7 protein-coding genes are annotated in these 13,162 nt (G+C 64.4%); all 7 read right to left on the bottom strand.

The annotated features are described in order from the left end of the window. Positions 1-6: 6 nt before the first annotated feature. Positions 7-1,650, bottom strand: coding sequence for an alpha-glucosidase family protein (locus CK224_RS10000; protein WP_066997768.1), 1,644 nt, complete (start codon positions 1,648-1,650; stop codon positions 7-9). Further along, positions 1,650-3,650, bottom strand: a complete 2,001-nt coding sequence (glgX, locus tag CK224_RS10005) for a glycogen debranching protein GlgX (protein ID WP_095781652.1) — start codon at positions 3,648-3,650, stop codon at positions 1,650-1,652. The genes CK224_RS10000 and glgX overlap by 1 nt, the downstream gene beginning before the upstream one ends. A gap of 196 nt (positions 3,651-3,846) precedes the next feature. Continuing rightward, positions 3,847-5,475 carry an alpha-D-glucose phosphate-specific phosphoglucomutase gene (locus CK224_RS10010; protein ID WP_095781653.1) on the bottom strand — a complete coding sequence of 543 codons (1,629 nt, stop codon included), beginning with the start codon at positions 5,473-5,475 and terminating at the stop codon, positions 3,847-3,849. A gap of 3 nt (positions 5,476-5,478) precedes the next feature. After that, a complete protein-coding gene (gene glgA, locus CK224_RS10015; RefSeq protein WP_095781654.1) occupies positions 5,479-6,924 on the bottom strand; it encodes a glycogen synthase GlgA in 1,446 nt (481 codons plus the stop codon). Between the two features lie 66 nt (positions 6,925-6,990). Further along, entirely contained in the window at positions 6,991-8,256 is a 1,266-nt protein-coding gene (glgC, locus tag CK224_RS10020; protein WP_095781655.1) for a glucose-1-phosphate adenylyltransferase, read from the bottom strand. Positions 8,257-8,270: 14 nt separating this feature from the next. Further along, positions 8,271-10,505, bottom strand: a complete 2,235-nt coding sequence (gene glgB / locus CK224_RS10025) for a 1,4-alpha-glucan branching protein GlgB (RefSeq protein ID WP_095781656.1) — start codon at positions 10,503-10,505, stop codon at positions 8,271-8,273. Positions 10,506-10,620: 115 nt separating this feature from the next. Then, positions 10,621-13,083, bottom strand: coding sequence for a glycogen/starch/alpha-glucan phosphorylase (locus tag CK224_RS10030; RefSeq protein WP_095781657.1), 2,463 nt, complete (start codon positions 13,081-13,083; stop codon positions 10,621-10,623). Positions 13,084-13,162 lie beyond the last annotated feature (79 nt).

The raw sequence follows: 13,162 nt of genomic DNA on the forward strand, positions 1-13,162 counted from the left end.
CGACCGTCAGCCAATTCTCCCGACGAAGCACCCTACAGGCGGCAGCGCCAGCGCAATTTCTCCGAGAACACCGCCAAGAACGCCGGCGACGTCTACGGCAAGAACCGTTATCTCGACATCGCTGATCTCGGCCGGCAGCGCCCAGTTCGCCGGCTCACCAGCGAAGTTGAAGACGCATAACAAGTTCTCGTTTTCGCGCTGACGGATGAAAGCAAGCACATCGCCCTCCGCCTCTAGGAACCGGATCGAGCCGGCGATCAGCGCCGGATGGCGCTTGCGAAAGGCCAGCATCGAGCGATAGGCGGCAAGGACAGAACCGTCCTCGCCCTCCTGCACATCGACCGCGCGGGCGCGATGCGACGGCGGTACCGGCAGCCAGGGCTTGCCCACGGAGAAGCCACCATTTTCGGCCCCGGCCTGCCACACCATCGGGGTGCGGCAGCCGTCCCTGCCCTTCACGCCCGGCCAAAAACGGATGCCCAGCGGATCGCGCAGGTCCTCATAGGCAAGCTCGGCTTCCTCCAGCCCAAGCTCCTCGCCCTGGTAGAGGCAGATCGAGCCGCGCAGGCAGGACAGCAGCGCGATCGCGAATTTCGCTACCGCATCAGGATTTTCGCCCGGCTGCGTCCAGCGGCTGACATGGCGCATGACGTCGTGGTTGGAGAAGGCCCAGCAGACCCAGCCGTCGGCAACCGCGTTCTCGAACGCCTCGACGCAGCCGCGCACATGGGCGGCCGAGAATTGCGGGCCGAGCAGGTCGAAGGTGTAGCACATCTGCAATTTGTCGCGGCCGGAGGTGTAGGCGGCGAGCGTCTGCAGCGAGCGCTCCTCGTCGCCCACTTCGCCGACGGCGGCACGGTCCGGATATTCGTCGAGCAACGCGCGCAAGCGCTTCAGGAAATCGAGATTCTCGGGGCGAGTCTTGTCGAAGAGATGCTCCTGGAAGGCGTAGGTGGTGGTGGCGACGTTGGTGCCGGCGACGCTTGAAGCCAGCGGAGGGTTGTCGCGCAGCCAGCGGTCGTGGACATAGTAGTTCACGGTATCCAGCCGGAATCCGTCAACGCCGCGCTCCAGCCAGAAGCGCACGGTGTCAAGGACCGCATCCTGCACCTCCGGATTGTGGAAATTCAGATCCGGCTGCGCGGTGAGAAAATTGTGCATGTAGTATTGCCGGCGGGTGGCGTCCCACTCCCAGGCCGGCCCGCCGAACAGCGATTGCCAGTTGTTGGGCGCGCTGCCATCCGGCTTGGCGTCGGCCCAGACATACCAGTCCGCCTTGGCATTGTCGCGGCTGGCGCGGCTCTCGACAAACCATTCGTGCTTGTCGGACGAATGCGAGATCACCTGGTCGATGATGAGCTTGAGGCCAAGCCGGTGCGCCTCGGCGACCAGCGCGTCGAAATCCCCAAGTGTGCCGAACATCGGATCGACATCGCGATAGTCCGACACGTCATAGCCCATGTCGGCCATCGGCGACTTGAAGAAGGGCGAGAGCCAGACGGCGTCGACGCCGAGCGAAGCGACATGGGCAAGACGCGACGTTATTCCCTTGAGATCGCCGCTGCCGTCGCCGGTCGTATCCTGGAAGGAGCGCGGATAGATCTGGTAGATCACGCAGCCGCGCCACCATTCGGCATTGTTACCAGCCATTACGAACCCTTCCCGGCACGGGCCTTTCCGGCCGCCCTGCGCTCGATCATGAAATTGACGGTGCGGCCGGGCAGCGGCCGCGCAAGGTCGATCGCCCGCGTGTCGATCGCCGGACGCCACTCGTAGCCATGTCGCAGCGGCAAGGAGAAGACGCATTGGCGGCGGTCGCCATTGACCATGACGGCAAGGCGACCGCGCTGGCTATCGCCGAGGATCATGACGAGGCGGTGACGGCCGGGATCGTTCCAGTCGGCCTCGCCGAGCGGTGCGCCGGTCTCGGTCAACCACTCGACGTCCGGGATTTCCATTCCGTCTGCAGCTTTGCCGGTCAGGAAATTCGTGTCGGATAACGGCGGAAAGGCACGGCGCAGTTGCCCAAGCGCTGCTGTGTACCGCTCCAGCGCCCGGTCGCGGCCGGCCCAGTCGAGCCAGGTGATGGCGTTGTCCTGCGCATAGGCGTTGTTGTTGCCCTTCTGTGTGCGGCCGAACTCGTCGCCGGCGGTCAGCATGATGGTGCCGCGCGAGGCAAAGAGCGTCGCAAGCAGCGCGCGCTGGTCATCGAAGCGGGCCTTGGCGATTTCGGCGTCATCCGTCTCGCCCTCGACACCGCTGTTCCACGACAGATTGTCATTGTGGCCGTCGCGATTGTGCTCGCCATTGGCCGCATTGTGCTTCTTCTCATAGGCAACGATGTCGGCCAGCGTCATGCCGTCATGCGCGGCGATGAAATTGACGCTGCGGCTCACCGGCTGCCCCGCCCCGCCGAACACATCGGAGGAACCGGCAAGCCGCGTGGCTAAAGCGCCGATCGCGCCCGCGTCGCCGCGCCAAAAGCGCCGGACGTCATCGCGATAGCGGTCGTTCCATTCAAGGTATGGCGGCCGGAAATTGCCGAGTTGGTAGCCGGTCGCGCCAATATCCCATGGCTCGGCGATCAGCACGCGGTCGGCGAGCACGGGGTCGCCGGCGATGGCTTCGAGAAGCGGCGCCTCCGGATCGAACGTGCCGTCAACGCGGCCGAGCACCGGCGCTAGATCGAAGCGGAAGCCGTCGACGCCGGCATGGCGGACGAAATGGCGCAGCGTATCGAGCACCATCCTCTGCACGACCGGGTGGTCGCAGGCGACGGTGTTGCCGGTGCCGGTGTCATTGGCCAGTCGGCCGTCCGGCATGTGCCGGTAATAGGTCCGGGCGTCGAGGCCGCGCAGCGACAGTGTCGGCCCGAGCCGGTCGCTTTCGCCGGTGTGGTTGAAGACGAGGTCGAGGATCGTGCCGATACCCGCTTCACTCAGCGCCGCGACGGTATCGCGCAATTCGCTCAGGCCGCCCGGTGCCAGGCGCGGATCGAGCGCCATGAAGGTGACGGGGTTGTAGCCCCAGGCATTGTTCAGCCCCAGCGGCGGCAGATGGCGCTCGTCGATCGAGGCCGGGATCGGCATCAACTCGACGGCGGAGACGCCGAGACGCTTCAGATGCTCGACGACAGCCGGATGGGCAAGCGCCGCGATGGTGCCCCGCTGGGCCTCGGGGACGTCCGGATGCAGCCTGGTGAAGGAGCGGACGTTGAGTTCGTAAATCAGGCCGCCGGGCCGGAACAGCAGCGGCTTCGCGGGCACAGGCTCAGGCAAAGAGCGCGCCACGGCCTTCGGCATGAGCGGCGCAGTGTCGGCGCCTTCATTGCGCCGCGCGGCCAGCCTCCAGTGATATTGGTATGGACGATCGACCTCGACGGCGTAGGGGTCGGCGAGAAGCTTGTTCGGATCGAACCATAAGCCGCGCTCCGGCACGTAGTCACCGTCGGCGCGAAATCCGTAACGCGTGCCGTTCCCAAGGCCGGGGACAAGGAGTGCATGCACGCCCTCGCCTTCCGGTTTGAGTTCCAGCCGGTCGATCTCGCGCGCGCCGCTGTCGTCGAAGAGCGAGACCCAAAGACGCCTGGCCGATGAGGACCAAACGGCAAAGCGGATGCCTTCAGGCGTGATGATGGCGCCGAGGGTCATGCGGGCGTCTCCCCTTCTCCCCTTGTGAGAGAAGGTGGATCGGCGCGCAGCGCCGAGACGGATGAGGGGCGTTGGAAGGAATGAGGCGTCGATGTTCTGGACACGGGTTTGCGCCAAGCTGGAGCACCCCTCAACCGTCCGAACTTCGCTCGGCCACCTTCTCCGACAAGGGGAGAAGGGGAAATCCTCACCACTTTCAAGTAATCACGCTCGGCTTGTTGCGACCGGTGTGGCTCTTGATGCCGGCGATGTCGTCGGCGGCGGCGATGAGGTCGGCGAGCGCTTCCTGCGTGTCGAGGTCATGCCTCGCCTTGTCGGGCTCGTAACGCTCGATATAGACGCGCAGCGTGGCGCCGGAAGTGCCGGTGCCGGAGAGCCGGAGCACGACGCGCGAGCCGCCCTCGAACAGGATCCTGATGCCCTGGTTTTTGCTCACCGAGCCGTCGACCGGGTCGTGATAGGCGAAGTCGTCGGCGCTGGCGATCTTCATGCCGCGCACGCTGGTGCCGGGCAGCGAGCCGAGCTTGGCGCGCAATTCGTCGACCAGTGCATTGGCGCGGTCTGTCTCGACCTCCTCATAGTCGTGGCGCGAATAATAGTTGCGGCCGTAGGTTTCCCAGTGCTTGGTGACGATGTCCTTGCAGCTCTCGCCCCGCACAGCGAGGATGTTGAGCCACAGAAGCACGGCCCACAGCCCGTCCTTCTCGCGCACATGGTTGGAACCGGTGCCGGCGCTTTCCTCGCCGCAGATCGTCGCCATGCCGGCGTCGAGCAGATTGCCGAAAAACTTCCAGCCGGTCGGCGTCTCGTAGATGCCGACGCCGAGCTTCTCGGCGACGCGATCGGCCGCTCCGCTGGTCGGCATCGAGCGGGCGATGCCCTTCAGGGCTTCCTTGTAGCCGGGCGCCAGATGCGCATTGGCGGCCAGCATCGCCAGAGAATCCGAGGGCGTGACGAAGATGCCCTTGCCGATGATCAGGTTGCGGTCGCCGTCACCGTCGGAAGCGGCGCCGAAATCCGGCGCGTCCGGCCCCATCATCTCGTCATAGAGATGTTTGGCATGGACCAGGTTCGGATCGGGGTGATGGCCGCCGAAATCGGGCAGCGGCTTGAAATTGCGGCAGGTCCCGTTCGGGGCGCCGAGCCTACGCTCGAGGATCTCCTTGGCATAGGGGCCGGTCACCGCGTGCATGGCGTCGAAGCGCATGCGGAAGCCATATTTGAAATTGGCGCGGATGGCGTCGAAGTCGAACAGGCTCTCCATCAGCTCGGCATAGTCCTTGACCGGGTCGAACACCTCGACCGTCATGCCGCCGGCTTGGAAGGTGCCGATTGTGTCGATGTCGACGGTGCCGATGTCGGCGATCTTGAAGCTCGAGATCGTCTTGGTCTTTTCGAAGATCGCGTCGGTGATCTTCTCCGGCGCAGGGCCGCCATTGCCGGCATTGTATTTGATGCCGAAATCCTCGTGCGGGCCACCCGGATTGTGGCTGGCCGACAGGATGATGCCGCCAAAGGTCTTGTATTTGCGGATGATGTTGGACGCGGCTGGCGTCGACAGGATGCCGCCCTGCCCGACCATCACCTTGCCGAAGCCGTTCGCAGCGGCCATGGCGATGGCCGTCTGGATGACCTCGCGGTTGTAGAAACGGCCGTCGCCGCCGATCACCAGCGTCTTGCCCTGAAAACCCTCCAGAGCGTCGAAGATCGACTGGATGAAGTTCTCGGCATAGTGCTCCTGCTGGAAGACGGGCACCTTCTTGCGCAGGCCGGAGGTGCCGGGCTTCTGGTCGGTATAGGGTTTGGTGGGGACGGTCCGTATCATGCTTCAGGCAGCCCTTTTTGAAAGCAGCAAGCGATAGAGTTCGACATATTTCTCGGCGCTCTTGTCCCAGGAAACGTCGGCCTTCATGCCCTGGCGCTGGAGCGAGGCCCAGGCGGCTGGTCTGGCATGCGCTTCGACCAGGCGACGGATGGCGTGCAGGAGGGCGCCGCCATTGTTCGGCGCGAATTGGAAACCGGTGGCGACGCCGGCCGAAAGTGCCGCCTCGTTGGCGTCGATGATGGTGTCGGCGAGGCCGCCGGTGCGGGCGACGACCGGCACGCAGCCATAGCGCAATCCATAGAGCTGGGTCAGGCCGCAGGGCTCGAAGCGTGAAGGGATGACGATGGCGTCGCAACCGCCCTGCATGATGTGGGAGAGCGCCTCGTCATAGCCGATGACGACGCCGACGCGGCCGCGATGCCGCGCGGCCGCGGCGAGCAGCGAGCCTTCGAGGCCGGCATCGCCCGAGCCCAGAACCGCCAGCCGTGCTCCGCGCTGAACGACGCCGTCGACGACCGCGGCCAATATGTCCATGCCCTTCTGCCAGGTCAGACGGCTGATCACGCAGACGATCGGGCTGTCGTCAGGCTCGAGACTGAAACGGTCCTCCACGGCCTTGCGGTTCAGGGCGCGCGCTTCCAGCGTCTCGGCCGAGTAGTTGGCTACCAGGTGCTTGTCGGTCGCCGGGTTCCAGATGTCGACATCGATGCCGTTGACGATGCCGTAGAGGTCGACGGCGCGCATGTTGATCAGGCCGTCGAGGCCCATGCCGAATTCCGGCGAGCGGATTTCCTGCGCGTAGGTCGGGCTCACCGTGGTGATCGCCCAGGCGGCCTGCAGGCCGGCCTTGAGGAAGCCGACGCCGCCATAGTATTCGACGCCATCGAGCTGCATCGCCACGCCCGGCAGGCCGAGCTCGCCGAAAATGCCGGAGCCGAACTGTCCCTGAAAAGCAAGGTTGTGCACGGTGATCAGCGACGGCACGCCGATCGCGTTGCCGTAGCGCATATAGGCGAGCGTCATTGCCGACTGCCAGTCATGGGCATGCACGATATCTGGCTGGTAGCCGGAGATCGCGCCGCCGGCGATGTCGCCGCCGACCTGGCTCAGCGCCGCGAAGCGCCGCCAGTTGTCGGGCCAGTCGGAGCCGGAGGCGGTACCATAGGGCCCGCCCTGGCGGTCGAAAAGATGCGGCGCGTCGAGCACGAAGAGCTCGAGCTCGCCGATCTTGACCGCATGAACCGAAGCCTTGCCGCCCTGCAGCAGCGGGTACTGGTAGACGGCCTTCTTTTTCTTGAAGGCGTCCATCACCACCGGGTAGCCGGGGATGAGCGTGCGCATCGCCACGCCCTTGCTGGCGAGCGCGATCGGCAGGGCACCGGTCACGTCGGCAAGCCCGCCGGTCTTGATCAGCGGGAAGATTTCGGGCGTGACGGACAGAACCTGCATGCGCCTAAGATCCACGGCTAAAGTGACAGCTTGTTGATCAGGCTGACAACTTGCCGATCAACCCTATCAGGTTGACAGCTTGTTGATCATATCCTGAGTGATCAGGCATATGCCCTTTTCCGAAACGCGGAAGCGCTTGGCGTCGAGTGCCGCATCCTCGCCGACCACCAGTCCCTCCGGGATGTGGACGCCATGGTCGATGACGACGCGCTTGAGGCGCGCGTTGCGCCCAACCTGAACGTCGGGCAGCATCACCACTTCCTCGAGCTTCGAATAGGAATTGATGCGCGCGCCGGTGAAGATCAGGCTGCGGCGCAGCGATGCGCCGGAAACGATGCAGTCGCCGGACACCAGCGAGGAGATCGCCTCGCCGCGACGGCCGTCCTCGTCATGCACGAATTTGGCCGGCGGCTTCAATTCGGCATAGGTCCAGATCGGCCAATCCCGGTCGTAGAGATCGAGTTCGGGCGTGACATCGGTCAGGTCGATATTGGCTTCCCAATAGGCGTCCACCGTCCCGACGTCGCGCCAGTAAGGCTCCGACTCGTGCGAGGAGCGGACGCAGGATTTGGCGAAGCGGTGGGCGATCGCCTTACCGTGCTGGACGATGTAGGGGATGATGTCCTTGCCGAAGTCGCGGCTGGATCCTGGCTCGGCCGCGTCGCGGCGCAACTGCTCCATCAGGAACTTGGTCTTGAAGACATAGATGCCCATCGAGGCCAGCGCATGGTCCGGCTTGTCCGGTATGCCGGGCGGGTCGGCGGGTTTCTCGACGAAGGAGATGATGGTGTCCTTCTTGTCGACATGCATGACGCCGAAGCCGGTCGCCTCCATGCGCGGCACTTCGAGGCAGCCGACGGTGACATCGGCGCCGGCATCGACGTGCTGGCGCAGCATCAGCTCGTAATCCATCTTGTAGATGTGGTCGCCGGCTAGGATGACCATGTATTCGGGGCCATAGGCCTCGATGATATCGATGTTCTGGTAGACCGCATCCGCCGTGCCCTCGTACCACTGCGTTTCCGAGACGCGCTGCGAGGCGGGCAGGATGTCGAAGCTCTCGTTTCGTTCGGGGCGCAGGAAGTTCCAGCCACGCTGCAGGTGGCGGATCAGCGAGTGCGCCTTGTATTGGGTGGCGACGCCGAGACGGCGAATGCCGGAGTTGAGCGCATTGGACAGCGCAAAATCGATGATGCGCGTCTTGCCGCCGAAATAGACGGCGGGCTTGGCGCGCCGGTCGGTCAGCTCCTTGAGGCGGCTGCCGCGGCCGCCGGCCAGCACATAGGCCATGGCATCGCGCGCCAGCGGCTGGGTTCTCTTGATCTCTGCCATCGTTTGCCTCCCTCCTAAGCTGTCCGGACCTTTGCTTCGTCCGCGACGAATTCCAGCATGATCGTCGACAGCGGCGGCAAGAGCATCGTCGCCGACGTGCCGCCCCCTTCCCTGCTCGCCACGATCATGCCGCCATTGCCCGTGCCGGAGCCGCCATACTCGGCGGCGTCAGTGTTGATGATCTCGCGCCACTCGCCCGCCTTCGGCAGCGGCACGCGATAGTTCTCGCGCGGCACCGGCGTGAAGTTGGAAATGACGGCGATCGGGTTGCCGTCCGGCGCGCTGCGCAGCCAGGCAAAGACCGAATTGTCGCGATCGTCGACGATCAGCCAGGAGAAGCCTTCCGGCTCGCAGTCGCGCGCATGCAGCGCCGGGCGCGAACGATAGAGGTAGTTCAAGTCCCGCACCGCCTGCCGGACGCCGCGGTGCGGGGCGTGCTCCAGCAGATTCCAGTCGAGCGCGCGTTCCTCGCTCCACTCGCGGCGCTGGGCGAATTCCTGGCCCATGAACAGGAGCTTCTTGCCGGGATAACCCCACATGAAGGCGTAGTAGGCGCGCAGAGTGGCGAATTTCTGCCAGTCGTCGCCTGCCATCTTGTGGAGCAGCGTGCCCTTGCCGTGCACGACCTCGTCATGAGAGAGCGGCAGCACGAAATTCTCGGAAAAAGCGTAGACCAGGCCGAAGGTGATGTCGTTGTGATGGTGCTTGCGGTAGATCGGCTCCTTGGAGAAATACTCCAGCGTGTCGTGCATGAAGCCCATGTTCCATTTGAAGCCGAAGCCGAGCCCGCCTTCATGCACCGGCTGCGATACCTTCGGCCATGAGGTCGATTCTTCGGCGATCGTCATCACCCAGGGATGATGGCCGTAAAGCTCCTTGTTCATCTTCTGCAGGAAGCTGACCGCCTGCAAATTCTCGCGCCCACCTTTCTCGTTGGGAATCCACTCGCCCGACCTGCGCGAATAATCGAGGTAGAGCATCGAGGCGACAGCGTCGACGCGCAAACCGTCGACATGGTATTTTTCGGCCCAGAACAGCGCGTTGTTGACGAGGAACGACACCACCTCGCGGCGGCCGAAATTGTAGATGGCGGTATTCCAGTCGGGGTGAAAACCCTGGCGCGGGTCGGCATGCTCGTAGAGCGCGGTGCCGTCGAACTTCACCAGCCCATGCTCGTCGACGGGGAAATGCGCCGGCACCCAGTCGAGGATGACGCCGACGCCGGCACGATGCGCGCCGTCGACGAAGCGGGCGAAGCCGTCGGGGTCGCCGAAGCGCGCGGTCGGCGCATAAAGGCCGGTCGTCTGGTAGCCCCAGGACGGATCGTAGGGGTGCTCCGAGATCGGCAGGAACTCGATATGGGTGAAGCCGGTTTCGACCACGTAAGGAATAAGCTGCGCGGCGAGCTCGTCCCAGCTGAGAAAGGTGCCGTCATCGCGGCGCTGCCACGAGCCGGCATGGACCTCGTAGATCGAGATCGCCTCGCGCCGCGGATCGGCCTTTTGCCAGAAGCTGCGATGGGCCTCGTCGCCCCATTGATGCGCCATCGGCGGCGCCGTCACCGAAGCGGTCGCCGGGCGCAGCTCGGACTCGAAGGCGAACGGATCGGCCTTGAGGGGCAGGCGCACGCCGTCGGGACCGATGATCTCGAACTTGTAAGGCTGGCCGGCGCCGAGGTCCGGAATGAACAGCTCCCAGATACCGGTGTCCTTGCGGTCGCGCATGGTGTGCCGGCGGCCGTCCCAGTCGTTGAAGGCGCCGACCACCGAGACGCGCCGGGCGTTGGGCGCCCATACCGCGAAATGCACGCCGGTGGCGCTTTCATGCTCGATGATATGGGCGCCGAGCTTGTCGAAGAGCCTCAGGTGCGAGCCCTCCGCCATGTAGTAGTCGTCCATCGGGCCTAGCACCGGGCCGAAGGAATAAGGGTCGGTCAGCCACCAGTCGCCGCCGGCATTCCTCGCGTGATAGCGCAGCGGCTGACGCTTGCGGATCGACAGCTTGCCCTCGAAGAAGCCGGCATCGTTGCTGCGCACGAGTTCCCCGGCTTCCTTGCCGGTGAGCGTATAGGCGGTGACGAATTCGGCATTGGGCACGAAGCAGCGAGCGACAAAGCCCTTGCCGGCCGCGTGCACACCCAGAATGGCAAAGGGATCGCCATGCGTTCCGGCGACAATGGCCGCGACATCGCCGGCTGGCGCCAGTCCGTCCGGCCCGCTTGTTGCAGCGGTCGCGCGCGGCTTCCTCATCAGGCGGCGTCCCTCCCTGGGAACTATTCTGGTTTGTGCATATGTTGGCCCAAAACGGCTAGGCACTTTTGGGCGACATGCACGTCCACGTTGTCGGCGGCCTCATGCAATCACATCAGACAGGTACGTTCCAGATTTCTTTCGCGTATTGGCGAATGGTGCGATCGGACGAGAACCAGCCGACGCGGGCGACATTGCGGATGGCGCGCGCGTACCAGTCGGGACTGTTGCGCCAGACGTCGTCGACCTCGCGCTGGCAGGCGGCGTAGGAGTCGAAATCGGCCGCCACCATGAACCAGTCGCTCTGATAAAGGCCGTTCATGAGGTCGCGGTAGCGGTTGGGATCGTCAGGCGAGAAGACGCCGGAGGAGATCGCCGACACCGCCTGCGACAACTCCGGCGAGGACGCGATCACGCCGCGCGGATTGTAGCCGTTGTCGCGGCGTTCGGCGACCTCGGCGGTGGTGAGGCCGAAGATGAAGATGTTGTCGTCGCCGACGCGCTCCTTGATCTCGACATTGGCGCCGTCGAGCGTGCCGATGGTCAAGGCGCCGTTGAGGGCAAACTTCATGTTGCCGGTGCCGGAAGCCTCCATGCCGGCGGTCGAGATCTGCTCGGAAAGGTCGGCCGCCGGCATCATCACCTCGGCGAGGCTGACATTGTAGTTCGGGACAAACACAACCTTGAGCAGGCCGCGCGTCGAGGGATCGCCGTTGATCACCCGGGCGACGTCGTTGGCCAGTTTGATGATGAGCTTGGCGTTGTGGTAGCTCGGCGCCGCCTTGCCGCCGAAGAATTTAACCCGCGGCATCCAGTCCCGCTCGGGATGCGAGCGGATCTGGTCGTAGAGCGCGATCGCCTCCAGAATGTTGAGCAATTGGCGCTTGTATTCGTGGATGCGCTTGACCTGGATGTCGAACAGCGCCGAAGGATCGAGCCTGATGCCGAGCCGGTCGGCGACTAGGTTTGCAAGCCTCACCTTGTTCTGGCGCTTCACGGCGGCAAACTTCTCGCGGAAGGCGGAGTCGCCGGCAAGAGGATCGAGATCCTTGATCGCTTCGATGTCGTCCATGAAGCGGTTCCCGATCGCTTCGCGGGCAAGCGCGGTCAGGCCCGGATTGCACTGGATCAGCCAGCGCCTGGGCGTGATGCCGTTGGTCTTGTTGTTGATGCGGTCGGGATAGAGCTTGTGGAGATCGGCAAACACCGTCTCCTTCATCAGTTCGGTGTGCAGCGCCGAGACGCCGTTGATCGAATGCGAGCCGACGAAAGCGAGGTTGCCCATGCGCACGCGGCGGTCGCCATTTTCCTGGATCAGCGAGATGCGGGCGATCTGCTCGCCCGAGAATTTTCCGGTGGCCCGCGCCTCCAGGAGCACCTGGGCGTTGATGGCGTAGACGATCTGCATGTGGCGCGGCAAGAGACGCTCGAACAGCGGCACCGGCCAGCTTTCCAACGCCTCCGGCAGCAACGTGTGGTTGGTGTAGGCGAAGGTACGCTTGGTGATGTCCCAGGCAAGGTCGAAATCCATGCCGTGAACGTCCATCAGAAGCCGCATCAGCTCCGGCACGGCGACGGCCGGATGGGTGTCGTTCAGGTGGATCGCGGCCTTGTCGGGCAACGATCTCAGGTCGCCGTACTGGCTGAGATGCCGCTGGACGATGTCCTGCAGCGAAGCAGTCGAGAAGAAATATTCCTGGCGCAGCCGGAGCTCCTGCCCGGCCATGTGCGAGTCGGCCGGATAGAGAACGCGCGACAGCGCGTCCGCCTTGTTGCTTTCGGCGAGCGCGCCGATGTGGTCGCCGGCATTGAACTTGTCGAGCAGAATCGGGTCGATCGGCATGCCGGACCAGAGCCGCAGCGTGTTGACGCGCTTGGCGCGCCAGCCCGCCACCGGCGTGTCATAGGCGACTGCCAGCACATGCTCATTGGGCCTCCAGACATGGCGCTCCAGGCGGCCGTCCTTTGAGGTGATCGATTCCACGGAGCCGCCGAAGCCGACCTCGAAGGAACGTTCGCGCCGCTCGAACTCCCACGGGTTGCCGTGGTCGAGCCAGGTCTCCGGCAGCTCGACCTGCCAGCCGTCATGGATCTCCTGCCGGAACATGCCATTGGCATAGCGGATGCCGTAGCCGTGGGCGGGGATATCGACCGTCGCCATGCTTTCCATGAAGCAGGCGGCAAGCCGGCCGAGGCCGCCATTGCCGAGGGCTGCGTCCGGTTCAAGGCCGGCGATCAAGTCGAGATCCACGCCGAGCGAAGCCAGCGCCTCGCGCATGTTCTCCATCAGGCCGAGATTGGAGAAGGCGTCGCGCATCAGGCGCCCGATGAGGAATTCGAGCGAGAGATAGTAGACGCGCTTTTCCTGCTGGTCGTAGGCTTCCTTGGTCGCCTGGATCCAGTGATCGACGACGCGGTCGCGCACCACCTTGATCGAGGCGGTCAGCCAGTCGTAGGGCGTTGCGACGGTGGTGTCCTTGCCGACCCGGTACTTGAGCGACATCAGGACTTCCTCGGCGAGCGTCCTGGGATCGGGGTGGTCGAGAGCGGGGGCTTCGATCGTCATGGCGGGTTTCATATCGCCTCTCGTTCGGTTGGCCTGATCATAGCGGCTTTCACCGTTTCTCCTACCCCAGTTTGCCGCGCTGCAGCATATA

Source organism: Mesorhizobium sp. WSM3862 (genome assembly GCF_002294985.1).
In the GTDB taxonomy this organism is placed as follows: Bacteria; Pseudomonadota; Alphaproteobacteria; order Rhizobiales; family Rhizobiaceae; genus Mesorhizobium.

Bases quoted from the DNA above. Each gene is read 5' to 3' on its own strand.
- CK224_RS10000 (WP_066997768.1), bottom strand. From the start codon at position 1,650: ATGGCTGGTAACAATGCCGAATGGTGGCGCGGCTGCGTGATCTACCAG.
- glgX (WP_095781652.1), bottom strand. From the start codon at position 3,650: ATGACCCTCGGCGCCATCATCACGCCTGAAGGCATCCGCTTTGCCGTT.
- CK224_RS10010 (WP_095781653.1), bottom strand. From the start codon at position 5,475: ATGATACGGACCGTCCCCACCAAACCCTATACCGACCAGAAGCCCGGC.
- glgA (WP_095781654.1), bottom strand. From the start codon at position 6,924: ATGCAGGTTCTGTCCGTCACGCCCGAAATCTTCCCGCTGATCAAGACC.
- glgC (WP_095781655.1), bottom strand. From the start codon at position 8,256: ATGGCAGAGATCAAGAGAACCCAGCCGCTGGCGCGCGATGCCATGGCC.
- glgB (WP_095781656.1), bottom strand. From the start codon at position 10,505: ATGAGGAAGCCGCGCGCGACCGCTGCAACAAGCGGGCCGGACGGACTG.
- CK224_RS10030 (WP_095781657.1), bottom strand. From the start codon at position 13,083: ATGAAACCCGCCATGACGATCGAAGCCCCCGCTCTCGACCACCCCGAT.